The 23,295-nt window shown below is 64.6% G+C and carries 19 protein-coding genes and 1 tRNA gene; 9 read left to right on the top strand and 11 right to left on the bottom strand.

Annotation, left to right across the window (positions count from 1 at the left end; all coding sequences use genetic code 11):
• Positions 1 to 12: 12 nt before the first annotated feature.
• The 6 genes from FHS96_RS10885 to FHS96_RS10860 all read right to left on the bottom strand — a co-directional run bounded on the left by FHS96_RS10885 (position 13) and on the right by FHS96_RS10860 (position 7,261).
• Complete coding sequence (locus FHS96_RS10885) at positions 13 to 996, bottom strand: glycosyltransferase family 2 protein (RefSeq protein ID WP_429590722.1); 984 nt, start codon at positions 994 to 996, stop codon at positions 13 to 15.
• Positions 993 to 2,219 (bottom strand): Coenzyme F420 hydrogenase/dehydrogenase, beta subunit C-terminal domain, encoded by a 1,227-nt coding sequence (locus FHS96_RS10880; RefSeq protein WP_429590719.1) that lies wholly within the window; start codon positions 2,217 to 2,219, stop codon positions 993 to 995. Before FHS96_RS10880 ends, FHS96_RS10885 begins: the two co-directional genes overlap by 4 nt.
• The gene (locus FHS96_RS10875) at positions 2,216 to 3,415 is read right to left on the bottom strand and encodes a polysaccharide pyruvyl transferase family protein (RefSeq protein WP_429590716.1); all 1,200 of its coding nucleotides are present in this window, start codon (positions 3,413 to 3,415) and stop codon (positions 2,216 to 2,218) included. Before FHS96_RS10875 ends, FHS96_RS10880 begins: the two co-directional genes overlap by 4 nt.
• A 189-nt stretch (positions 3,416 to 3,604) precedes the next feature.
• Positions 3,605 to 4,960, bottom strand: a complete 1,356-nt coding sequence (locus FHS96_RS10870) for an O-antigen ligase family protein (RefSeq protein WP_429590714.1) — start codon at positions 4,958 to 4,960, stop codon at positions 3,605 to 3,607.
• Between the two features lie 106 nt (positions 4,961 to 5,066).
• On the bottom strand, positions 5,067 to 5,897 hold the full coding sequence (locus tag FHS96_RS10865; RefSeq protein ID WP_429590710.1) for a 2OG-Fe(II) oxygenase: 831 nt from the start codon (positions 5,895 to 5,897) through the stop codon (positions 5,067 to 5,069).
• 305 nt (positions 5,898 to 6,202) lie between these two features.
• Positions 6,203 to 7,261 carry an acyltransferase family protein gene (locus FHS96_RS10860; protein WP_429590707.1) on the bottom strand — a complete coding sequence of 353 codons (1,059 nt, stop codon included), beginning with the start codon at positions 7,259 to 7,261 and terminating at the stop codon, positions 6,203 to 6,205.
• Positions 7,262 to 7,399: 138 nt separating this feature from the next.
• Between FHS96_RS10860 and FHS96_RS10855 the strand changes: the two genes are divergently transcribed.
• A complete protein-coding gene (locus FHS96_RS10855; protein ID WP_429590704.1) occupies positions 7,400 to 8,269 on the top strand; it encodes a glycosyltransferase family 2 protein in 870 nt (289 codons plus the stop codon).
• Between the two features lie 38 nt (positions 8,270 to 8,307).
• On the opposite strand, the gene FHS96_RS10850 is transcribed toward FHS96_RS10855, so the two are convergent.
• Positions 8,308 to 9,414 carry an SGNH/GDSL hydrolase family protein gene (locus FHS96_RS10850; RefSeq protein ID WP_429590701.1) on the bottom strand — a complete coding sequence of 369 codons (1,107 nt, stop codon included), beginning with the start codon at positions 9,412 to 9,414 and terminating at the stop codon, positions 8,308 to 8,310.
• 7 nt (positions 9,415 to 9,421) lie between these two features.
• Entirely contained in the window at positions 9,422 to 11,053 is a 1,632-nt protein-coding gene (locus FHS96_RS10845; RefSeq protein WP_429590699.1) for an MBOAT family O-acyltransferase, read from the bottom strand.
• Positions 11,054 to 11,269: 216 nt separating this feature from the next.
• Between FHS96_RS10845 and FHS96_RS10840 the strand changes: the two genes are divergently transcribed.
• Complete coding sequence (locus FHS96_RS10840; RefSeq protein ID WP_429590696.1) at positions 11,270 to 12,151, top strand: polysaccharide lyase family 20 protein; 882 nt, start codon at positions 11,270 to 11,272, stop codon at positions 12,149 to 12,151.
• Positions 12,152 to 12,392: 241 nt separating this feature from the next.
• On the opposite strand, the gene FHS96_RS10835 is transcribed toward FHS96_RS10840, so the two are convergent.
• Positions 12,393 to 12,469, bottom strand: a tRNA-Pro gene (locus FHS96_RS10835).
• 183 nt (positions 12,470 to 12,652) lie between these two features.
• Between FHS96_RS10835 and FHS96_RS10830 the strand changes: the two genes are divergently transcribed.
• The gene (locus tag FHS96_RS10830; RefSeq protein ID WP_429590693.1) at positions 12,653 to 14,161 is read left to right on the top strand and encodes a catalase; all 1,509 of its coding nucleotides are present in this window, start codon (positions 12,653 to 12,655) and stop codon (positions 14,159 to 14,161) included.
• 90 nt (positions 14,162 to 14,251) lie between these two features.
• Here the strand turns inward: FHS96_RS10830 and mgtE are convergent, their stop codons facing one another.
• Positions 14,252 to 15,652 (bottom strand): magnesium transporter, encoded by a 1,401-nt coding sequence (gene mgtE / locus FHS96_RS10825; RefSeq protein WP_429590691.1) that lies wholly within the window; start codon positions 15,650 to 15,652, stop codon positions 14,252 to 14,254.
• Positions 15,653 to 15,799: 147 nt separating this feature from the next.
• Here mgtE and FHS96_RS10820 point away from each other — a divergent pair, with 147 nt between their 5' ends.
• Positions 15,800 to 16,264 carry a peptidylprolyl isomerase gene (locus FHS96_RS10820; RefSeq protein WP_429590688.1) on the top strand — a complete coding sequence of 155 codons (465 nt, stop codon included), beginning with the start codon at positions 15,800 to 15,802 and terminating at the stop codon, positions 16,262 to 16,264.
• Between the two features lie 94 nt (positions 16,265 to 16,358).
• On the opposite strand, the gene FHS96_RS10815 is transcribed toward FHS96_RS10820, so the two are convergent.
• Positions 16,359 to 18,434 carry a ComEC/Rec2 family competence protein gene (locus FHS96_RS10815; protein ID WP_429590685.1) on the bottom strand — a complete coding sequence of 692 codons (2,076 nt, stop codon included), beginning with the start codon at positions 18,432 to 18,434 and terminating at the stop codon, positions 16,359 to 16,361.
• Positions 18,435 to 18,542: 108 nt separating this feature from the next.
• Here FHS96_RS10815 and gltX point away from each other — a divergent pair, with 108 nt between their 5' ends.
• The 5 genes from gltX to FHS96_RS10790 all read left to right on the top strand — a co-directional run bounded on the left by gltX (position 18,543) and on the right by FHS96_RS10790 (position 23,294).
• On the top strand, positions 18,543 to 20,051 hold the full coding sequence (gene gltX, locus FHS96_RS10810; protein ID WP_429590682.1) for a glutamate--tRNA ligase: 1,509 nt from the start codon (positions 18,543 to 18,545) through the stop codon (positions 20,049 to 20,051).
• 25 nt (positions 20,052 to 20,076) lie between these two features.
• A complete protein-coding gene (locus FHS96_RS10805; protein WP_429590679.1) occupies positions 20,077 to 21,363 on the top strand; it encodes a citrate synthase in 1,287 nt (428 codons plus the stop codon).
• 113 nt (positions 21,364 to 21,476) lie between these two features.
• Positions 21,477 to 21,674, top strand: coding sequence for a hypothetical protein (locus FHS96_RS10800; RefSeq protein ID WP_429590676.1), 198 nt, complete (start codon positions 21,477 to 21,479; stop codon positions 21,672 to 21,674).
• Positions 21,675 to 21,897: 223 nt separating this feature from the next.
• Positions 21,898 to 22,566, top strand: coding sequence for a hypothetical protein (locus FHS96_RS10795; protein ID WP_429590673.1), 669 nt, complete (start codon positions 21,898 to 21,900; stop codon positions 22,564 to 22,566).
• 2 nt (positions 22,567 to 22,568) lie between these two features.
• A complete protein-coding gene (locus FHS96_RS10790; protein WP_429590670.1) occupies positions 22,569 to 23,294 on the top strand; it encodes a DUF4331 family protein in 726 nt (241 codons plus the stop codon).
• The last annotated feature ends 1 nt before the right edge of the window (position 23,295 follow it).

Here is a 23,295-nt window from a genome sequence, read left to right as displayed (position 1 = left end):
CTCCGCTCGGCGTTATGAGAATCTTTGGGGTCGGCCGGTCTCGCCGCGAATGCCTGCCCACCAGCCGGCGACCGCGATTTGCCAATTCCGCCAGGCGCGGGCCTTTAGATACTGCGCCGTGAGCATCAAGGTGGTTGCCGCGACGACCGGGTAGAGCGAGGGCCGGAAGCGCCGCGTGAACAGCAGCTTGTTGCGCTCGTCGAGATAGACGGCGAGCGGCGAGCGGTGCTTGCGCGACACGCTGGAGCCGATCGTTGAGCCATGCGCATGCAGCACGATCGACTCATGCGCATAGCCCAGCGCGTGGCTGCCGCGCCGGAAGCACCAGTCGGTTTCCTCGTAATAGAGGAAATAGCGCTCATCAAAGGGGCCGACCTCTTCCACATAGGCCCGCGGCGCATACATGCTGGCGCCCGCCACATAGTCCAGGTCACGCTCGATCGCCGCCACGTCGGGCTGATGATCCGCCGCCTGGCCCAGGCCGATATTGAAGCCGCGCGCGATCAGTGCGCGCCAGCGTGCGCCGTAAAGCTGGATGGTGCCGGCGGGCGTGCGCACCAGGCGGCTGCCAACGATGCCATAGCCCCCGGCTTGCTGGTGACGGCGCAGCGCGTCCATAGCGTCGGTATGCGGCTCGGTATCCGGGTTGAGGATCCACACCGCATCATAGCGTCCCTCGGCGGCGACCGCCGCAAAGCACACATTGATACCGCCCGCATAGCCGAGGTTCGCGCCGGCATCGTACAGTTCCACCGGCTGGCCACCGGGCAGGCGTCCGCTGCGATGGTCGACCATCCGTTCGCCGTTGGGCGTCCGCGCAAGTTCGCCCGTTACCTCCGCGACCGCCTCGACCAGCGGCGGGAAGGCCGCCGAACCGCCGTTCTCGCAGACATGTACCGAAAAATCGGTGTGGGTGGACTGGCCGAGCTGGGCGATACAATCGCGCACCTCGCCGGCGTTCCGATATCCGACGATCACCACCGCGACATGCGTCATGCCGGCTTGCGCCTCTTCATCAGCCGGCGCAGCGTGCCGAGATAGCTCTTCGCGTTCTGCGCAGCGCCCAGCGTACGAGCATTTCTGGGCAAGGAGAGCCCACGGAAGCGTGGCGGCCGGTGGCCGACCGAGCCCAGCGCCGCGAGCCGCGAGAGGACCAGCCCCTTACGCTTCGCCTGGAACGGCTGCATGTGGTGGATCGAGCGCACCGGCACCGGCTCGCTGGCGACACGGCCGGCGGCTTCGGCCTCGTCGAACAGCGCGGCGCCGCGGCGAGTGCGCGTGATCACCAGACTACGGCCGTCGGTCTCCTCGAACAACGGATAGCCCTTCTCGTCGCAATGCCAGCCATCGGCGAAGGTGATGTCGGCAAACTCGCCGGTGCCATCCGGGCACACCTTGCAGCGGAACTGGAGGAAGCGGTTGAGGATGGTGCCCCAGCTGGTGTTGTAATCCATCTGGTAGCGGCTGCCGTCCGCCAGCACCGCGGTGGCATAGCCCGGCCAGCCATCGCCGCGGAAGCGGAAGGATGTGACCTCGGCCCCCTGCGGCACGCCCATCGCCTTCAGCACCGCATCGGTGCCCTTGTAGCTCGGCACGCCGGCGCACATGAACGCCAGCATATAGGGCACCTTCTCGTTCACGCGCGGATCGACGCGCGCGAGGTTGCGGAGGCCGGCGACGTCGCACGGCTTTCCGACGAAGGCGAACCGCCCAGGCGCGTCGAGGCGCGCGGCGATGTCGGCCAGCGGCGAGGACGGCGCATAGCGCGATCCCGCGCTCTGGAAGATGTCGTCGCGGCCGGTGCTGATCTTCAGCGCGTTGCGGACCGGCGACTCCTCCGACATCGCGGTCTGCACCACATAATCGATCTGCCCGGTCTCGATCAGGTGCACCAGCACGCCCGAAAGGCCGCCCCCCGACGAGGCATTGCGGCGCAATTCATTGTCGGTCGACCAGCCGAGCTTGGTCTCGATGATCGGGCCCCAGACCGGATGATAATCCGCGTCGCGCACGGCATTGCCGCGGTCGATGTTGAGGCCGGGGCAGACGGTGTCGACAAGTTCAGCTACCGCCGCCGGCAGCGGCGCGACGGCGCGCGGCCGCTGATAGCCGTCCGCCGTCTCGCCCATCTCGATCAGCCCGCCGCTTACGCCCGCGCACAGGCCGCAGCCCGAACACAGCCCGGCGTCGCGGATCTGGTCGACGCGCCGTGCCATCATGCGAAGACCTTCGCGAACAGTTCGTCCAGATAGTTGCGGTAGGAATCAAGGATCGTCTGGGCGCGGGCATTCGCCGCGGTCGCCGCGGCGGTGGCGCCGGGAACATCGGCGAGCACGGCCTCAAGCTTCGCCATCACCACATCCTCGCCCTCGCTGGTCATGTCGCCCAGGTGCGGATAGCCGAGCGTGCCGAACAGGCCGGTAAACTTGCGGCTATAGCCCAACGGGAAGGTGGCGGTGTCGGATGAGATCGCCGCGATCGTCGCGTGCATGCGCGCGCCGATCAGCAGGTCGAGATTTGCGATATAGCTCTTCGCCACGCATGGCCCGGTAAAACGCGGCGCGAGCTTGAGGTGCGGATATTTCTCCCGCACCGCGATCGAGACCGCGTGGTCGTCCTCGTTCGGCAGTTCGGGCGAGAGCACGTGCGGCACCAGATAGACGTCGAACCGCGGATCCTCGGCCAGCCGGGTGATGATGCGGTCGGTAAGATTCTGATAATCGAGCTTGAGCGCGATCTTGTCGCCCACCTGCAGGTCGCGGCGATAGAGCAGCGCCGAAACGTTGAGGCCGACCTTGATCGGCCCCTGCGTCAGATCACGGCTCTTCTTGTCGGCCGCCTTCTGGAAGGGCAGCGCGAAGGCGACGTCGGTGGTGAGTCGCGAACGATCCTCGAACCCCAGCCCCTTCAGCACCTCGAAAGAGGGCACGTCGCGCGCGAACACGGTCTCGGCACGGCGCAGCGAGGCCCGCGCCGCCATCCGGCCCTTCTTGGTTAGGAACGGCCCGATCGTCTGGGGACTGAAGATCAAGGGCTTGCCCGTGCGCGCGGCGGCGAACTTAGATCCGATGATCAGCGCGAAACGCTTCAATCGATAGATGTCGGAGAAACTGTCGCCGCCGCCGATGTCGAAGAAGATGTCGCACTTCTGGATCGTGCGGTGAAGGTCCGAGCCCGGGGTCAGCAGCGATTTGTAGCCGACGTTGGTGAAATCGGATTCGAACGGGCTTTCATCGGCATAATCGATGCGGCCGAGGCCGCCGATGATGTGCAGCACCGGCTTGCGTCCATGCTTCGCCAGCGCGTTCGCGATGAGGTTGGTGTTGCCGATGGTGAGCGCGCCCATACCGAGATTCTCGGAATCGAGCGAATGCCACAACAAGCCGAGGTGATACGGCTTGAGTTCGGTCGTCATGCACTTCTCCCGATCTTGATCGCGCAACGTTGCAACACCTCGGCGCCCTTCCATCCGATCCGGGAGGACGTGGCACGCCTCCTCGAATCAAACGACGCTGTGGGTACAGGATTAGGTTTTATTTCGCACTTGCGAAACAAACTTTTTGAAAGATCGTTTGCCCTCGATTTCGCGCCAGGGATCGGCTGCTTAAGCCGCCGCAGGCGTCGGCGCCCGCCCACGCGGCGGGTGTCGACGACGGGCCGGCTGCTGTCCCTGCAGCTCTTTCTTCCGCTCTGCAGCAAAGCGCTGATACATCGGCACGGCCGCAGCGCCCATGCCAACCAGGAAATAATAGAAGGGCTGAAACTTGCCGTAGAAGGTGCCGCAGAACCCGCACAGCGCGAACGACAGCATGATGAAGGTCCAGGCGAGGCGGAAATTCTGATGGCGTGTGCTGAGCAACTGCTTGGGGACGGCAAGGAACAGCCACATCGTCACGATCAGCGTGAGCGCGGTCAGCGCCCAGCCGACATAGCCCGACAGCAGCCCGTTATAAATCCAGAAATTGTCGATCGACACCTTCATCCACGGTGCGCGCACCCAATATTCCGGCACCATGCCGAAGATCGGATGCGCCGAGATGTTGATGAGGCCATAGTCCCAGATCAGGATGCGGTTGTAACTCGATGCGCGATTGAACGCGAGATAGTTGATCACCAGGCCGATGATGCCGGATTTGGTGAAGGTGTTCACCGCCAGTGCGAAGATCGACAGGATCACCACGGTATTGATGAGGCGCTTTTTGATGCGCCGCGTCGCCGTTTCGATTCCGATCATCACGAACTGGGTCATCATCGAGATGATCGGCGTCGTCGACATCGACAGCAGCACCGCGCCGATCACCACCAGCAGCTTGCCGATACGCGCCGCCGGTCGCTTCTCCATATACCACAGAAGCGAAACCAGCGTCGCCGAGAACAGGCCGAAAAGGATCGTATTCTCGAAGAAGGCCTGCGCACGGCGCAGACCCATGCGGATGTCGGTGCCGTCCGAATAGAAGCCGGGGGCGATGCCCGTGAGCTGGCTGGTATATTCGATCAACGGCTTCTCATGGCTGATCGCCTCAGGAATCGCGATGACGAAAGCGATGAATACGATCAGGAACAGCGGGTTCAGGATCGAATAGATGTCGTCGAGTGACTTGAAGCAGGCCCGTCCCAGGAAATAGGCGCAGGTCACCTCGAGCAGAAGCTGCCCGGCGCGCTCGATAGCGCCTCCGAAAGGATAGTTCAGGAAGATGCACAGGCACGCCCAGCCTGAAAAGCCGAGCAGCAGCCAATCCGACTTGTGGAACTTCATGTCCGGCGCGATCACCTTGGTGATCAGAACCGGCAGGATGAGGATCATGAACAGGCGGTAGGAGGTGATCAGCACCGGCCCCGCATAGAATGCGAAGGTGTGGGGGATGATCATCAGGAAAAGGAAGCCGGCGACCAGGGCCGGAACCCGCGCGCGCGTTCTCAACGGCACCCGCCGACGGTTATCGACCGTTGCGCTCTGCATCACTCTGTCACTGGCCTCCCGCATGCCGGCCGGCGCCGCTGCACCGGCCTGCGCCCGCATCCGTCGAAACACTCAACGCAGGATGCGGGGCGATGTCAATCTCGGGTTAGGCCTTCTTGCCAAACGCGCGACGAAGCGCGGGCGGCGTCCAGTCCGCCATGAAGTGGCGCATCGCGACCTTCATGTCGCGCTTCTCCGTCGTGCCCGGCCGCTTGCGGAATACCGTCGTGCGGTTGGGCAGGTTGGCGATGCCCTCCTCGGTCGCGGTGTAATAATAGGTCGCGATCGAGCGCCGCGACCGCTCCGGCGGGCAAGTCAGCGGATCGGGATGGCCATGGAAGCTGTCAAGATCGGTGTTGAACACCACCGCGCGCGCCATCAGCGGCGACACCTTGACCTCGCACTTGGTCATCGCGCGATCCCACAGCTCCAGCTCGCCGCCATATTCGGGCGACCAGTCGTCATTGAGGTAGATCAGCAGGTTGAGCCGGCGGACCAGCTTCATGCGATTGTGGATGTTGAAGTCAGCATGAACGCCGAGATGGCCACCACGCTTGGTTTCGTGCAGCCCGCCGCCCAGATAATAAGGATCGGGGATCAACCCGCCGATGCCCGTCATCTCCTCGAGGAAGGTGAGGAAGGCTTCGCTGTTGAGCTCAGCGAGGAGGTTCTTGACCAGCGCGCCCTGGACCGAACCGGGATGATACTGGAACTTCAGCCGCTCTTGCTCGCGATCGAAATAATCGCGGCCGTCGCTGCCCGGGAATTCGGCAAGCAAGCGACGCAGGACGGCAGCGTCCACGAAATCGTCGATTGCGATGTGCGGGAACGGCGATGCTTCACGGTAGCGCGTCGCCAGCGACTGGCCCGCTTCCTTGCACTGATCTTCGTCGAAGGAAACGTAGCCGCCAGATTCTTGCAACGTCAGGACGCTCATGCTCGTCGACCTACCCCTTCATTTGCGTGATCTTCGTCAGGATCTTACGGCCGCGCCGCGCGCCGAATCATTGACGATGATCAAGGCATCTATATGCGCCATGAAAAATTTTTGCACGTGCGAAATGATCTAGCAGGCCGCCTGCCTACGCTCAACATCCTCTCGGCGCGGCGAATTTCAGCGCGATCGAAAGCGGCCCAAGCCGCGGATAACCGCGGTTGCGCTACGCCGCACCCAGCGACTCCCCCGCACAATTGCTGCGCCGGTCTGCAACATAGGCGGCCAGCCCGCCTGCCGCTGACGCCTCAGCTGGCCGCCACATTTTGCGGCGCGGCAACGCGCGAACGTCGCAGCAAATTGCGCGCTGCGGCCATCAGCGGCTTTTCCACCCAGCGATGGATCACCACGCCGCCGATCAGCGCGGCGACACAGAAGATCAGGAACGCCACCGACCCGGGAATGACGCTCGCCAGCTTCAGCTTGATCGCAATCTTGGTCATCGCCGTCAGCGTGAGCATGTGGGTAAGGTAGATTGAATAGGATGCTTGGCCGATCATTACCGCCATGCGCCCGGCACGGATTCCCTTGGATCGCTCCATCTCGACGAAGCCCAGCAGCGCCACCGCGCTGGCCACACCATAGGCGGGGATCTGCACCATACGCGGAACGACATGCCAGAAGGAATCATCCAGTCCGATCAGCAGGAAGCCCAGCGAACCGACGACGGCCATCGCGACCGAGGCAGGCACGCGATGTCGCTGAAGGACCAGCGCGCAACCGATACCGAAGATGAAGAGGACGTTCATCGGCGAGACGACATAGCCATAGCGCCCGACGAAGCTGAGCAGATAGCTGCCGAGCGACCAGGCGACGATCGCCACCACGCCAACCCTCCGGTTCCAGATGAACAGGCAGAAGACGGCGTAGAACAGCACTTCATGGAAAAGCGTCCACGCGACAAACACCACCGATCGGAAGGGATCGATACCGACGAGGAAGATCGAGCCCACCACGGCATCCATCGAGATGCGGGAGAGCACGCCGGGCACCACCAGCATCGAAACGATGACGATCGCCAGGCACACCCAGTAGAAGGGATAGATCCTCACGAAGCGCTTCTCGAGGAAGGGCAGAATCTTGCTCGGCTGGCTGCCGTCACCGGCGTGGATCAGCGCGATGATGAAGCCCGAGAGAACGAAGAAGAACTCCACGCCGGCATGGCCGAACGAGAACAGCCCCTCGAACAGCTTCTCCGCCCACAGCCGCGGCGTGTCGTAATAATATTTGTCGACATGGTAGAGGACTACCAGCGTCGCGGCGACACCGCGCAACGCCTCCACATTCAGCAGTTTCTGCTTCGCCATCGTCGCACCTTACCAACGGCGGCAATGAACGCGCCACCAACGCCAACCCGCTGCTCCCCGCACGCAGATCGGAGCTTTCCTCGCCCCATCAAAGCGCCTAGTTTGCCGCAATGCAGCAACTTTGACCTATGAGGCGTTGTGGATCAACTCTTGTCGGTGATCATCCCGCACTACAACGACGTCGACAACCTCGTTCGCTGCATCGCCATGCTGCAGCGGCAGAGCATCGGAACAGACAGCTTCGAGATTGTCGTCGCGGACAATAATTCACCGATCGGCATCGAGGCGGTCCGCGCCGCCGTGGGCGACACCGCGCGCGTGATCGAGGCGCCCGAACAGGGCGCGGGACCCGCGCGCAACGCGGCGGTAGCGGCATCGAGAGGCGAGATCCTCGCCTTCATCGATTCCGATTGTCGGCCGCAGCCCGACTGGCTTGAGCGCGGCGTCGCGGCGCTCGCCAATGCCGATGTCGTCGGCGGCCGCGTCGATATTGTCGCCGTTGACCCCGCGCGTCCCAATCCTATCGAGGCGTTCGAGAAGGCAACCGCCTTCCCGATCCGCGACTATGTGGAGCGCAAATCCTTCGCGGTAACTGCCAACCTGTTCGTCACCCGCGCGGTGTTCGACAAGGTCGGCACCTTCCGCTCGACCGTGGCCGAGGACATGGACTGGTGCCGCCGTGCGGTCGCGCTCGGCTATCGGCTGGTCTATGCGGACGATGTCGCGATGGCGCATCCGGCGCGCGCGACCTGGGCCGAACTTTCGCGCAAATGGCGGCGGACAACCTCGGAAACCTTCGCGCTGACGATGGAGCGGCCCGGAGGTCGCGGCCGCTGGATCGCCCAATGCGTGATGGTGCTCGCCTCGGTCCCGCCGCACGGCGCGAAGATGCTGGTCACACCCAAGCTCAAGGGGGCCGGTGCCCGCGCCGGCGCGGTCGCAACCTTGGCCCGCATACGCTGGTTCCGCTTCACCCAGGGCCTGGCGCTGCTCGCCCGCCGGCACTGAACCGGAACATCCCCGGCGAAGGCCGGGGAACAACGGCCTCAGCCGCGACAGCCCTTCAGCACGCCGCTCTCCACGATCCGCTTCACCGTCGCGCGCGCCAGCAGATCGGCGCCAAGCGGGGTCAGGTGGCGTGCGCCATTCTTGAAGAAGAGTTGCGCCGCCGGATCGCGCGCCGCCGCGCGGAACTGCGGGATCGCGTTCACCGCCGGCAGGTCTCGCTTCACGTCGGCGGGCATGAGATCGTAGGAAGAACTGAACACGCGATCGGGCGTGCGGTTGGGAATATCGACGACGATCGTCGCCGCACCATCCTTCGCCGCCTCCGCACGCGCTTCGCGCAGCAATGCTGCGGCGAGATCGACCTGCGCCTGGTTGATCACATAGGTGTTCTGCTCAACCTCATTCTCGGCCGGCCCGGCCTCGCGCTTGGCGAAGAAGGCGGTGAGCTGCTTCACCCGCCAGCCGATCTGCTCGCGCGCGAAATTGTAGAGATGGCTGTGATCCGCGAGCATGCGGTAAAGCGCGAACTTCATCAGCTTGTCCTGCGCGGCGACCGCGGGGAGGTAGGTGTCCGCCCCCTTCACCAGCCTGTCGCCCTCCAGCTTGAAGAGCCCGGCGCGGCTGTTGTCGTCGTAGTCGGTGACCTGCCACTGCATCAGCACCAGATCGGGATCGAAGCCACGCACCTTGGCCTGATAGGTGCGCAGATGCTCCGCGGTGCCGAAGCCGGACACCGCGAAGTTGAGAACCTCGGTACGATAGCCCGCCGCCTTCAGCCCGGCCTCGATCCGCGCCTGCAAGGTCTGCGGCAGATCGAGTTCGTAGCCGACGAAATAGGAATCGCCCATCATCGCGACGCGGCAGGTGCCGGCCGGCTTGCCGGTGGGAAAATTGCGGTCGTCGCGCATCCCCTCCGCATTGATGCGATATTCGACATACACGTCCGGCGTCGAATGCGCATAGACCGCACCCGGCACATTGCCGCGCACGCCATAAGGCGTGCCGGTGATGTACCGAGGCATGATCGCCTGCGGCGCAAAAATCCTGAGGAAGATCTCGCCGACGATCAGCGTCCACACGCCAAGCCCCGCAACCGTCGCGGCAAAACGGAAGAGCGTGGCGGGCTTCATGCGGGGCGCGGCCATCCGGTTCCTAGAAGTCGAAATAGATGAACTCCTGGCCCGCCGGCGCGGTCAGGACGATCACGGAGAAGACCAGCGCGACGACGCCGGTGTAGCGGACGATGAATGGCGACCGCGCATAGGCCTCACGCGGGGTCGCGAAGCGCAGCCCGCATTCGATCAGCATCAGCGGCACCGCATAGAAGGCCCAGCGCGACCACGCGCCGTCGGAGAGATTGTCGAAGCGGAAGATGCCGGCGACAATCGCATTGCCTTCAGCCATCGATTCGGCTCGAAAATAGATCCAGGTGATCACCATCATCGGAATCCATGCCGCCCACGCCACCAGGTTGGTGACAAGCGCACGCACGCCCCCCGCCTCGTTCGCCGCCTTGACGATGTCGTCAAGCCGCAGCGCGCGATACACCACCTGCACCGCGCCATGGAGGAAACCCCAGAACACGAAGGTCCAGGCCGCCCCGTGCCACAAGCCGCCGAGCAGCATCGTGACCATCATGTTGCGATAGGTCTTGAGGTTGCCGGCACGATTGCCGCCCAGGCTGATGTAGAGATAGTCGCGCAGCCACTGCGAAAGGCTGATGTGCCAGCGCGTCCAGAACTCGCTGGGCGTCCGTGAGAAATAGGGCAGGTTGAAGTTCAGCCACAGCTCGAACCCCATCAGCCGCGCAATGCCGCGCGCCATGTCGGTATAGCCCGAAAAATCGCCGTAGATCTGGAAGGTGAAGGCCAGCGCCGCTACCACCAGCGCGCCGGAACTATGCGCCGAGGGATCATCGAAGATCGGGTTGGCGATGATCGCCATATTGTCCGCGATGACGATCTTCTTGAACAGGCCCCACAGGAACAGCATCGCTCCCGATCGCAGCATGTCACCCGAGATCGGCAGCACGCTGCGGAACTGCGGCAGCATGTGGTTCGCACGCTCGATCGGGCCGGCGAGGATCTGCGGGAAATAGGAGAGGAAGGCAGCGAACTCGATCAGGCTCGTCGAAGGCTCCAGCTTGCCGCGCCAGGTGTCGACGGTGCGGCCGATCGACTGGAAAGTGTGGAACGAGATGCCCAGCGGCAGGATGATGTTGAGCGCGACGAAACCAAGCTCGATGCCGAGCGGCGCCAGCGCCTCCTGCAGGCTTTCCCCGAAGAAGTTCACATATTTGAAGAAGGCGAGGACAGCGAGGTTGACGATTACCGACAGCAGCAGCCAGGCCCAGCGCCGCTTCGCCTCGTCCGCCACGCGGTTGAGCAATGCCACCGATGCGGCGAACAGCAGAAGCGCCGTGAGCGGCGGCAACAGGAGCAATGCTGCATCTGCGAAGGCAGTCGCCGCAAACCCCTTGCCGCCGGCGGCACCGATGATGCAGTGCGCAACGAAACCTGCCAGCGACACGCCCGCGAGGAAGCCCGAACTTTTGACCAGCTGCGCGCGGGTCACGCGGTGTCCGGCAGCCCCCAGCGCGGTCAGATAATCGAGCGAGGTGGTGAAGGCGAGCAGCGCCAGGAAGCGCACGTCCCACCAGCCGTAAAAGATATAAGCAGCGAGGATGAGCAGCAGATTGCGCGCAACCACGTGGCGGCGCACCGTCAGGAACGCGGGATAGAAGATCGCGAAAAACGCGGCGAAGGTCCATGTGAAGAACAGCATGTCAGCGGGCGACCGCCTTCCTGCCGGAGCGGGCCACCGCCCGATCGTCGCGCTTGGCCGCAGCCATCTTCAACCCCGCCCGTCGTTTGCTGCAGCACCTCTTGCCCATCCCAATCCATCTTGCAATGCAAAATAATGATTGGGTATCCCGCCGCAGACCGGTTTAGCGTCGGGCCGATCGCCTGCCCCCTCATGGGGCTTTTGAGGGGGTGAAAATTGACCAAGGCTTGCGTACGCAAATGGCTCGGCTGGCTGGCGCTGCTTTCGGGCATCGCCGCACTCGTTGCATGGATCCTCGTTTTCAAGATCATCACCTTGCCGTGGGGCACGCCGGTGACGATCGGCTTCGAGCCCGGGGAGAAAAGCGCCAAGGGTGAATTGCAGCTGGTGTTCGGCGATGCCGACTATGCGCTGCAGGGTTGCTGCGTGGGATCGACCTTCGTCGTCAAGGATCCGCGCCGCGGCGGCCAGGTGCGCGGCTTCCGCACCCGCCCCACCGACGCGCATGTTAAAGGCAATTTTCGCTCGGAACTGCGACTGCGCCCCAACGCCGTCGGCGAAACCGTGTGGTACAAGTCGCACCTGCTCGTACCAGCGGACTGGAAGGCCAGCAAGGTACCGGTGATCGCGATGCAGTGGCATGGCTCGAAGGATTTCTTCCTGCTCGAGCCCGGCAAATATCCGCCGCTCGACATCAGCATCCGCGAGAATCACTGGCAGGTCAGCAAGAGCTGGGATCACCGCATCGTGACGATGAAGGACAAGGCGCTGCCCGGCAATGTCGAGGGCATCGTCGAGATCGGTACGGCGCCGCTCGTCCGCAACACCTGGATGACATGGATAATCCGCGTCCACTGGTCCTCCACCAGCGCCGGCCGCATCGAGATCTGGCTGGACGGCCAGAAGATCACCGACGATCGCGGACCCAATGCGCATCGCGACCTGATCGGGCCCTATATGAAGGCGGGTACCTATGTGCCTAACTGGGGCTACACCGGCGTCGAGAAGGACATCAAGGAACGGACCTTGCTGTTCGACGATCTCGCGGTTGGCTATGGCGACGATCCGTTCAAGATCGGCTATCGGCCGGAACGCTGAGCGAACGCCCCCCCCCCGGCAAGGCCGCCCAGCCGCGATCTGTCGCGGTCGCTCTGACGGCTACCGCGGCCTGCGCGGTCGCCGGTCGATGCCGATAGGAGACCTGCGCTACGCGTCCCGCCCCATCGCTGGCAAAATCGATATTCGGCCGAAAGCCGTCGCGCACAACCGCAGCAACTGCCACCGATTGCCGGCAGAAGGACCGGCACGAGCCGGTATGATCATGCGATTTTCGAGAAATTGGTCGGGGCGACAGGATTCGAACCTGCGACCCCCACACCCCCAGTGTGATGCGCTACCAGGCTGCGCTACGCCCCGACCGGAGCCGCGCGCTTTAAGGCGGTGTGCGGGCCATGGCAAGCATCTAAGCGCGCCAGCAACTCAACCGCGGGCTCGATCAAGCGAAATATTCGATCAGACTGGGCGAAGCTATGCGTTTCTCCTGTGCAAGGCCGTGTGGCAGAACTGCGGATGTCGCGAACCGAAGAGGAGGGACCAGCCATGGCAGACGATAAACCGCAGATGACGACGACCGCCGGCAATCCGATCGCCGACAATCAGAACTCGCTCTCCGCCGGGCCACGTGGCCCGCTGCTGCTGGAAGACTATCAGCTCATCGAAAAGCTGGCTCACCAGAACCGTGAACGGATTCCCGAGCGTGCCGTCCATGCCAAGGGCTGGGGCGCCTATGGTACGCTCAGGATCACCGGCGATATCAGCGCCTACACCAAGGCCAAGGCGCTGCAGCTTGGCGCCGAAACGCCGATGATCGCGCGCTTCTCCACTGTCGCGGGCGAACTCGGCGCCGCCGATGCCGAACGCGACGTCCGCGGATTCGCGCTGAAATTCTACACGCCCGAGGGCAATTGGGATCTGGTGGGCAACAACACCCCGGTCTTCTTCGTGCGCGATCCGCTGAAATTCCCGGATTTCATTCACACGCAGAAGCGCCATCCGCGCACCAACCTGCGCTCACCGACAGCGATGTGGGATTTCTGGTCGCTCAGCCCCGAGTCGCTGCACCAGGTGACCATCTTGATGTCAGACCGTGGGCTGCCCACCAGCGTGCGCCACATCAACGGTTATGGCAGCCACACCTTCAGCCTGATCAACGAGGCCGGCGAGCGGTTCTGGGTGAAGTTCCACTTCAAGACCCAGCAGGGCCATGAGCATTGGACCAATGACGAGGCCGCCGAGGTCGTCGGACGTACCCGCGAATCGACGCAGGAGGATCTGTTCGAAGCGATCGAGACCGGCAATTTCCCGCGCTGGACGATGCAGGTGCAGATCATGCCCGAGCTCGACGCCGAGAAGACGCCCTACAACCCGTTCGACCTCACCAAGGTCTGGCCGCATGCGGATTATCCGCCGATCGACATCGGCGTGCTGGAGCTCAACCGCAATCCGGACAATTATTTCGCCGAGATCGAGCAGCTCGCGTTCAGCCCGTCCAACATCGTGCCGGGCATCGGCTTCTCGCCGGACAAGATGCTGCAAGCGCGCATCTTCAGCTATGCCGATGCCCATCGTCACCGCATCGGCACGCATTATGAAGCGCTGCCGGTCAACGCACCGAAATGCCCCGTCCATCATTACCACAAGGACGGTGCGATGCGCTTCTTCCCCAACAATCCGCAGCCCGATGCCTATTATGAGCCCAACAGCTTCAACGGCCCGGTGGAGGACAAGCGCTTCCTCGAGCCGCCGCTGAGGATCTCAGGCGACGCCGCGCGCTACAACCATCGCGACGGCAATGACGATTATGGCCAACCGCGTGCGCTGTTCGAGCTGTTCGACGAAGGCCAGCGTCACCGGCTGTTCCACAACATCGCCGCCGCCTTCGGCGACACACCCGACTTCATCGTCGAGCGCCAGCTTGGCCACTTCACCAGGGTCCATCCCGATTACGGCGCAGGGGTGCGTGCCGCTTGGGAGAAGGCGAAGCGCACCCATCCCAACCCGTCGATCAGTGCTCCCGAGGATGAGCGGACGCCCGCAGTGGCGAAATAGCCCCCACCGCTCATCCCACCGGATGCCGCCGGCCGACAGCCCCCTCCCCCTGGCCGGCGGCATCCAACTGGGAAGAGTTAGGGGCTCAGCCTAGCCCGTAATGCCGGAGGCGGTCGCCAATCCCAGAAATGCCAGGAAGCCCATCGAATCGGTCGTCATCGTCACGAACACGGAGGATGAGACGGCCGGATCGATATCCCTGCGATCGAGCGCCAGCGGCACCAGCACGCCGGCGAGACCGGCGATGATGATGTTGGTCATCATCGCGGCCGCGATCACCATCCCCAGCGCCGGATTGCTGAACACCGCCGCCACGCCGACGCCGATCACCACCGCCACCGTCGATCCGTTGAGCAGCGCGATGCGGATTTCGCGTAATATGGTGCGCCATGTGTTGGACTGGGTAAGCTGGTTGGTGGCGAGCGCGCGCACTGTGACCGCCATCGTCTGGGTACCAGCGTTGCCGCCCACGCCCGCCACGATCGGCATCAAGGTGGCCAGCGCGACCATCTGCGCGATCGTGCCTTCGAAGATCGCGATGATCGAGGAGGCGACCAGCGCGGTGCCGAGATTGGCGATCAGCCAGCGCACGCGCGCCTTGTAGCTTTCGAGCACCGGCTCGTTGATGTCGCCATCGCCCGCGCCGGAGAGCTTGAGGATATCCTCGCCTGCCTCTTCCTGGATGATGTGGACAACGTCATCGACAGTGATCATGCCGACGAGCCGCCCCTGCGGGTCGGTCACCGCCGCGGAGATCAGCGCATATTTCTGGAAGCGCAGCGCCACCTCTTCCTGATCCATGTCGACCGGGATCAGGGTCTGCTCGCGCGCCATCGCGTCGGCGACCGCGATCTCCGCGGGCGTGCGCAGGATCCAGCTAAGCTTGCACGTGCCGATCGGCTTGTGCTGCGCGTCGACGACGAAGATCTCCCAGAAGTCGGTGGTCAGATCCTCGTTTGAACGCAGATAATCGAGGACGTTGCCGATCGTCCAATGCTCCGGCACCGCGATCAGGTCGCGCTGCATCAGGCGGCCGGCGGATTCCTCGGGGAAGGAGAGCGCTTCCTCGATCGCCGCGCGATCGTCGGGATCGAGCGCGCGCAGCACCGCGCGCTGATCCTCTTCCTCCATATCCTCGATGATCGCGACCGCGTCATCGGTATCGAGTTCAGCCGCGATCTCGGCGACCTGAGCAGGTTCCAGCGCGTCGATCAGCCCTTCGCGGACATGCTCGTTCATTTCCGCGAACACGTCGGCGTCGAGCAGGTCCGAGATTGCGGCCGCCAGCGCGCGGCGCCGCTCGACCGGCGTCAGCTCGAACAGGTCGGCGATGTCGGCGGGGTGAAGCGGCTCGACGAGCGCGCGCGCCGACTCCGTATCGCCGTCGTCGACATGGCCCAGCACCGCGCTGACGAATTCCGGCTTCATCCGGTCGTCCTCGTCAAGGCTGGGTTCGGGAAGCTCGGCGGACGAAAGACGGGTCTCGCTCATCCTGATCCTCCCTGGCTGGCCGAAGGGCCTCTTTGGCGTGCTGCGAGTGCGAAGGCAATGCCACGTACGGGGCCCCGCCGCGAACGAGGCTTCCCACCAACGCGCAAGCGCCTATATCGGCCGCTTCCAAGCACGCAGGAGAGCCAAGTGGCCGAGACTCTGACCTTCACCCTCGATAATGGCAACGAGAAGGATAATGGCGATGTCGTGATCCGCCTCCGTCCGGATCTCGCCCCGGGCCATGTCGCCCGCATCGTCGAGCTGGCCAATGAAGGCTTTTACGACGGCGTGATCTTCCATCGCGTCATCGCCGGCTTCATGGCGCAGGGCGGCGACCCGACCGGCACCGGCATGGGCGGCTCCGAGAAGCCCGACCTCAAGGCCGAATTCAACGCCGAGCCCCACGTCCGCGGTGTCTGCTCGATGGCCCGCTCGTCCAACCCGAACAGCGCCAACAGCCAGTTCTTCATCTGCCTGGCCGACGCGACCTTCCTCGATCGCCAGTACACGGTGTGGGGCGTGGTCGAGAGCGGCATGGAGTTCGTCGACGGCATCCCCAAGGGCGAACCGCCGCGCGCGCCGGGCAAGATCGTCAAGGCGACTGTCGCCTGAACCTCTCCTCCCCTCCTCCTCTCGAGGAGGGGATCAAGCGGTGGAGCACCATATGGGCGGGCTCGATGGCCGCTCATGCGCTTCATCCCAACCCTCAGCACGCCCGCCCCCAGCCATGCCCGCATGGCCGGGGCGGGCCCGCGTCGACCGGCGCCCTCACGCCCCACGGATGCGCGCCATTCGCGTCCGCCACCGTCACCGCCCGGCGCTGACCGAGATAGATCGCCACTCCGCCCGTCCGCGCTAGCAGGTTGCGATCGAGCTTCAGCCATCGCGGCGTGCACCGGCGCGGCAGCCAGCGTTCGCTGACAACGATATCCGCCGCCGCACAGGCCGCCACCATCTCCTCTACCGGCACCGCATAGGTGCTGCGCGTCGCCAGAAGCCGCCACGCGCCGCCGCCTCGCACGATGTCCACCGTACAGAGATCGGCGTTGCAGCGCGCGCCGGGCAATTCCTCCAGCGCGGTCGGTTCGCCATCATAGCCCGCGGTTTCCGACAAGGTCTGGCGCACATAATCCCCTGCCCGCGCGCGCAGCAGCGCAGGGCGGCCGTCCAAATCGATCAGCGCGAGATGGCGACCATCGCCCGTCACGAGCAGATCGGGTGTGGGAGCGAACGCCATCCAGAGCATGCCGACAGCGGCGGGCACCGCCCCCCACCATCTCCACCGACTTTTCCACAGCCCCATCCACAGCCCGCCGACAACCGCCAGCGCCAGCGCGGCCCTGGGCGCCACCGGCAGCGCGGTCACCGAACCGGGCGCATTGGCCACGGCATGCGCCAGCCACAGCAGCAGGCTTAGCGACTGTCCGGTCAGCCACCAGGCGGGCGTGCCCATCCCCTCAATTCCGATAAGCGCGCCGATGCCGTCGAGAATCAGCGCCGCCGCCTCCAGCGGCATCGTGACGAAGGTCGTCCACGGGATTGCGACGATGTTGGCGAGCGCGCCATAGAGACCCGAGCGGTGGAAATGGAACAGCGCGATCGGCGACAGCGCGATCTCCACCACCAGTCCGGTCAGCAGCAGCGATGCCAGCCCGCGCAGCAGGCGCATGCCTCGGCCCTCCTCGCGTCGCTCGAACCAGCTGCGCACGCGCGGATGCTCGTGCAGCGCCACGATCGCGGTGATCGCAGCAAAGCTGAGCTGGAAGCTGGGGCCGGCGATCGCCTCCGGCCAGAGCAGCAGCACGATCAGCGCCCCGGCAGCGACCAGCCGCAAGGTCACCGCCTCGCGTCCCAGCGCGATCGCGAGTGCGATCAGCAGCGCCGCGACCAGCGAGCGGATCGTCGGGATCTCGGCGCCCGACAGCCAAGTATAGCCGCACGCGGCCAACGCGCCTGCCGCGGTCGCGACCAGCAGCAGCGGCGCGCGAAGCGCTAACCACGGGCTCAGCGCGAGCAGCCGCAGCACGAGCAGCGAGACGCCCGCGAACATCGCGGTGATGTGCAGACCGCTGATCGACAGCAGATGCGCAAGGCCGGATCGGCGCATCGCCTCCGCATCCTCGTCCGGAATCGCACCCTGGTCGCCGGTGGCGAGCGCCGCGGCGATGCCACCCTCTGCTGCAGGCAGTTGCGCGCGGATATGCGCTGAGAGCCGATCGCGCGTGGGCAGTGTGCCGGCGCCCGGCGGCGACAATCGTGTGATATCGCCCAACACGCTACCGGTGCCCCCGATGCCGTCGAACCAGGCGACGCGCGCATAGTCATAGGCGCCCGGCACCGCGGCGGAGGGCGGCGGCACCAACCGGGCCCGTGCTGTCACCCGCTCTCCGACGCGGAACATCGGCACCGCCTGATCCTCGGGGACTGAGATGCGCACGCGTGGCGGCAAACCATCGGTTCCGCCGGTAGCCAGCGTCAGCCGCACCGCATCACGCGCGGGCAGCGGCTGCGCGCGCTCGATCGTGCCGGTGACGGTGGTGACGGTCGGCCGGCCCAGCACAGGCGCGGTGCGCCATTCGGCCCGTGCCCACACCAGCGCGCAGCCGATCGCCGCGAGCAGCCCGGCGACGAGCATCGCCCGGCCGATCCGGCCGCCGGCTCCGGCCGCGAACCCGGCGGCACCGAGTCCCCCCGCCGCCGCGATCCACGCAACCCAGGCGGGGGCACCGGGCAGCGCGAACCAGGCGGCAATGCCGCCGCCCAAGGCCACGGGCAGCCACAAAGCGAGCTGGTCCCGCTCCAGAAAAAGCTTTTGTTCCAGGGAATTGATTACGCCCCTGAACGCCGCCGCAAGGTTCACCGGAGCACGGTTTGTCGCGGCGCATATGCCATGCTAGGGGCGTCGCCGAACGATCATGTCCATATCGCCAGTTTCTGGGAGCAAGCGCGGTTGAGCGCAAGTCACGAAGCCACCGGTAGCGCCGTCATCACGCGGTTCGCGCCTTCCCCCACGGGGTTCCTGCACATCGGCGGCGCGCGCACCGCGCTGTTCAACTGGCTGTTCGCCCGCCATCACGGCGGCAAGTTCCTGCTAAGGATCGAGGACACCGATCGTGTCCGCTCCACGCAGGATGCGATCGACAAAATCCTCGATTCGATGCGCTGGCTGGAGCTGGACTGGGACGGTGAGACCGTGTTCCAGTTCGCCCGCGCCGATCGCCATGCGGAAGTTGCAAACCAGCTTCTCGCTGAAGGCAAGGCTTATAAATGCTTCGCCACCGCCGAGGAACTGGAGGCGATGCGCGCCGAGCAACGCGCTAACAAGCAGCCGATGCGCTATGATGGCCGCTGGCGTGACCGCGATCCGTCCGAAGCGCCCGAGGGCGCGCCCTATGTCGTGCGCATCAAGGCGACGGTCGAGGGCGAGACGGTGATCGAGGACCGCGTGCAGGGCAGGGTGACCGTGCGCAACGCAGAGCTCGACGATTTCGTTCTGCTCCGGTCGGATGGCACGCCCACCTACATGCTCGCGGTGGTGGTCGACGATCATGACATGGGTGTCACCCACGTCATCCGCGGCGACGACCATCTCAACAACGCCTTCCGCCAGCTCGCGGTGATCCGCGCGATGGGTTGGCCCGAGCCGGTCTACGCCCATGTGCCGCTGATCCACGGGCATGACGGCGCCAAGATGTCCAAGCGCCACGGCGCCACCGGCGTTGAATCCTACCGCGACGAGCTGGGCGTGCTGCCCGAGGCGCTGTCCAACTATCTGCTGCGGCTCGGCTGGGGCCATGGAGATGCCGAGATCATCAGCCGCGCGCAGGCGACCGAATGGTTCGACCTTGCGGGCGTCGGCCGCTCGCCCTCGCGCTTCGACCTCAAGAAGCTGGAAAACCTCAACGGCCATTACATCCGGGAGGCTGACGATGCGCGCCTGGTGCAGGCGACATTGCCGCATGTCGAGGCGCAGATCGGCCGCACGCCCGACGCTGCCGAACAGGCGCTTCTCGCCGCCGCGATGCCCGGGCTCAAACCGCGTGCCAAATCCCTGGTCGAGCTTGCGCAAGGTGCCGCTTTCCTGTTCGACAAGCGCCCGCTTTCGCTCGACGAGAAGGCATCGGCGCTGTTAATGGGTGACGCGCTAACGCTCCTGGGCAAGACCCGCGAGGCGATCGGTGCGGTTCCTGAATGGACCGTGCCGGCTCTCGAAGAGGCGGTGCGCGGGGTCGCAGAGGATGCCGGTATCGGTCTCGGCAAGGTGGCGCAGCCGCTTCGAGCGGCGCTCACCGGGCGTTCGACCTCGCCGGGGATTTTTGACGTGCTGGTGCTGCTCGGGCGCGATGAGTCGCTCGGTCGGTTGGACGACAGCCTGACCGCTGCCGACCAGCGCGCCTGACGCAACCACATAGATGGAGCAGAATATGGGTGACCAGAAAGCGCAACTGACGATTGGCGGGGCGAACAAGGACTATCCGGTCCTGTCCGGCAGCGTTGGTCCGGATGTCATCGACATCCGCAAGCTGTACGCGGAGACGGGCGCTTTCACCTACGATCCGGGCTTCACCTCGACGGCGTCGTGCGAATCGGCGCTGACCTACATCGATGGCGATGCGGGCATCCTGCTCCACCGCGGCTATCCGATTGACCAGCTCGCCGAGAAGTCGAGCTTCATGGAAGTCGCCTATCTGCTGATCAACGGTGAACTGCCGACCGGCGATGAGCTCGACAAGTTCAGCAACACCATCACCCGCCACACCATGCTGCACGAGCAGCTCGCCACCTTCTACCGTGGCTTCCGTCGCGATGCGCACCCGATGGCGATCATGTGCGGCGTGGTCGGCGCGCTTTCGGCCTTCTATCACGACTCGACCGACATCGCCGATCCGCAGCAGCGGATGATCGCGATCCACCGGCTGATCGCGAAGATGCCGACGATCGCAGCGATGGCTTACAAATATTCCGTCGGCCAGCCGTTCGTCTATCCGAACAACGATCTCAGCTACACCGCCAACTTCCTGCGGATGACCTTCAGCGTCCCCGCCGAGGAATATGTCGTCGATCCGATCATCGTCGATGCGATGGACAAGATCTTCATCCTCCACGCCGACCATGAGCAGAACGCGTCGACCTCGACCGTTCGTCTCGCCGGCTCGTCGGGCGCCAATCCGTTCGCGTGCATCGCGGCCGGCATCGCCTGCCTGTGGGGCCCGGCGCATGGCGGCGCCAACGAAGCGGCGCTCAACATGCTTCGCGAGATCGGCACCGTGGAAAAGATCCCGGAATATATCGCCCGCGCCAAGAACAAGGACGATCCGTTCCGCCTGATGGGCTTCGGCCACCGCGTGTACAAGAATTTCGACCCGCGCGCGAAGGTGATGCAGAAGACCGCGACCGACGTGCTCAACAAGCTGGGCGTGACCGATCCGATCTTCGACGTGGCCCGCGAGCTTGAACAGATCGCGCTCAAGGATGACTATTTCATCGAGAAGAAGCTCTACCCGAATGTCGATTTCTACTCGGGCGTGATCCTGTCGGCGATCGGCTTCCCGACCTCGATGTTTACCGTGCTCTTCGCGCTCGCCCGCACCGTCGGCTGGGTCGCGCAGTGGAACGAGATGATCTCGGATCCGGCGCAGAAGATCGGCCGTCCGCGCCAGCTCTATGTCGGCCCGACGCAGCGCGACTATCTGTCGGTCGGCGATCGTTGATCGCGCCTGGGCCGCGCTCCGGCGCGGCTCGACAGGCTGGGCGCGGATGCGCCACACTGGCACGGCCCGGTCGGCAAGACCGGGCCGTTGCCGCATGAAAAAGGATGATGCCGATGCGCGCGATACGGACCCTGACGTTGATTGCGGGCATCGTCGCGCTCGTCGTCGGGCTGCTGTGGGTCGGTCAGGGAACCGGGCTGGTGCGCTGGCCGGCGAGCAGCTTCATGATCGATCAGTCGCGCTGGACCTACAATGGCGCGGTGCTTCTCGTCGTCGGGCTGGTCGCGATCCTCTTTTCGCGAAGGCGCTGATCGTTCGCCGCACCGGCGCCCCCAGGCTTGATCCTTGTCAAGCTTATGATTCGGGGTGGCGGTTGCGCCGACCACGCGCTATCCTTTAAAAAATTCGAAAAACCGGGTCGTTGCAGCCGCAGACTTCATTGGCGTTCCCTCGTAGCTGTGACGAGTGGCACTGAATGGGTCGGGCGTTCATGGGAAGGGCGTCCGCGCCTGTCCCTTCGACCGGGGGTTTTCGATGCGCATGACTTCGCTGATAAATGGCCTGATGGGCGGCGTTATCGTCGCCTGCACCGCGGCCATATTGTTCGTCGAGCGGCCGGTAGTCGCCGCGGACCATAATGAACCAGGTTCGCGTGTCGGTCGCCCGACGAGCGTGCCGATCCTCGATCGCGGCGCCGATATCGCCGACATCTACGTCTGGCAGACCGACACCAAGTTCGTGATGTGCTTCACCTTCGGCGGCCCCTATGTGCCCGAAGCGCCCGGCCTGTTCGACCGCGATGTGGTCTACCAGATTCGCATCTCGAACGATGCCAACATCTCCACCATCGAGAAAATCATCGAGTTCCGCTTCGCGCCCAACGCGGCGGGCCAGTGGGGCGTGCAGGCCAAGGGCCTGCCCGGGCTCGAGAGCGAGACGGTGGTGGTGCCGCTGCAGAAGGAATTCAGCAAGAACGGCACGCGCTTCATGGCCGGCCTGTTCGAGGACCCCTTCTTCTTCGATGTGCTCGGGCTCGACAACACCCGCACCAACGGCGACCTGCGCTTCGTCAACACGCGCGATTTCTTCGCGAACGGAAATGTCTCCGGCTTCGCGATCGAGACGGACAAGCCCAATGTGCTGAACGGCAGCAATGTCCTCGGCGTCTCCGTCGCTACCAACCGCATCCGGCCGGGGCTGTGATCATGAAGAAATCCATCCTTCTCGTCTGTGCCGCGGCGTGCGCCTTCGCGGTGAGCGCCTGCAGTTCCGCCGACAGCGGCGGCGGTGGCGGTGGCGGTGGTGGCGGCACGCCGACTCCCACGCCCACGCCGACCCCCACGCCCACTCCGGGCACGCCGACGCCGACCGCGCTCAACATCGAGCCCTGCTTCCAGCAACTCATCGCGCCGGATCTGTTGCCCGGCAAGACGGTAGAGCAGTTCATCAAGGAAGACGTCGTCCACTTCGACCCGTCGAAGCCCAACGGTTATCCCAATGGCCGCCGCTTCCAGGATCCCACGCCCGACCTCGCGCTCGGCTATTTCTTCATCGATCTGACGCGCCATCCGCGCGACGTCGTCGCCAAGCTCGCGCTCAATCCGCCGGCGAACGACAAGCCGTTCCGGCCGGACTTCCCCTATCTCGGCACCGCATTCGGCCCGGTCCGGCCCGAGGGATCCGGCAGCGGCTTCAACTTCCGGACCAATCCGCTCAGCGACTATGCTTCGGTCGATTCGATGGGCAATCCGGTGACGTCGACAGTGCTGATGTCGGGCAATCGTCAGCCACTCTATAACGACAGCAAGCCGGTGGACTATGCGACTGGGATGTTCATCCCTGAGATGAAGGTCAACCTGACCGGCCTCGCCACCCTGCTCGACGACGACTTCCGCCGCGCTGGCCTGGTTCCCTGCGCCAGGCCCGCCTGAT

Origin of the sequence: Sphingomonas zeicaulis (assembly GCF_050433225.1) — a bacterium.
Taxonomy (GTDB): Bacteria; Pseudomonadota; Alphaproteobacteria; order Sphingomonadales; family Sphingomonadaceae; genus Sphingomonas_D; species Sphingomonas_D zeicaulis.
This window is presented reverse-complemented; position numbering and strand designations above follow the sequence as displayed.

Coding starts and splice junctions, on each gene's coding strand:
- FHS96_RS10805 (WP_429590679.1), top strand. CDS start 20,077: ATGGGTGACCAGAAAGCGCAACTGACGATTGGCGGGGCGAACAAGGAC.
- FHS96_RS10850 (WP_429590701.1), bottom strand. CDS start 9,414: ATGGCCGCGCCCCGCATGAAGCCCGCCACGCTCTTCCGTTTTGCCGCG.
- FHS96_RS10845 (WP_429590699.1), bottom strand. CDS start 11,053: ATGCTGTTCTTCACATGGACCTTCGCCGCGTTTTTCGCGATCTTCTAT.
- FHS96_RS10830 (WP_429590693.1), top strand. CDS start 12,653: ATGGCAGACGATAAACCGCAGATGACGACGACCGCCGGCAATCCGATC.
- FHS96_RS10795 (WP_429590673.1), top strand. CDS start 21,898: ATGCGCATGACTTCGCTGATAAATGGCCTGATGGGCGGCGTTATCGTC.
- FHS96_RS10880 (WP_429590719.1), bottom strand. CDS start 2,219: ATGATGGCACGGCGCGTCGACCAGATCCGCGACGCCGGGCTGTGTTCG.
- FHS96_RS10790 (WP_429590670.1), top strand. CDS start 22,569: ATGAAGAAATCCATCCTTCTCGTCTGTGCCGCGGCGTGCGCCTTCGCG.
- FHS96_RS10870 (WP_429590714.1), bottom strand. CDS start 4,960: ATGCAGAGCGCAACGGTCGATAACCGTCGGCGGGTGCCGTTGAGAACG.
- FHS96_RS10875 (WP_429590716.1), bottom strand. CDS start 3,415: ATGACGACCGAACTCAAGCCGTATCACCTCGGCTTGTTGTGGCATTCG.
- mgtE (WP_429590691.1), bottom strand. CDS start 15,652: ATGAGCGAGACCCGTCTTTCGTCCGCCGAGCTTCCCGAACCCAGCCTT.
- FHS96_RS10865 (WP_429590710.1), bottom strand. CDS start 5,897: ATGAGCGTCCTGACGTTGCAAGAATCTGGCGGCTACGTTTCCTTCGAC.
- FHS96_RS10860 (WP_429590707.1), bottom strand. CDS start 7,261: ATGGCGAAGCAGAAACTGCTGAATGTGGAGGCGTTGCGCGGTGTCGCC.
- FHS96_RS10800 (WP_429590676.1), top strand. CDS start 21,477: ATGCGCGCGATACGGACCCTGACGTTGATTGCGGGCATCGTCGCGCTC.
- gltX (WP_429590682.1), top strand. CDS start 18,543: ATGCTAGGGGCGTCGCCGAACGATCATGTCCATATCGCCAGTTTCTGG.
- FHS96_RS10885 (WP_429590722.1), bottom strand. CDS start 996: ATGACGCATGTCGCGGTGGTGATCGTCGGATATCGGAACGCCGGCGAG.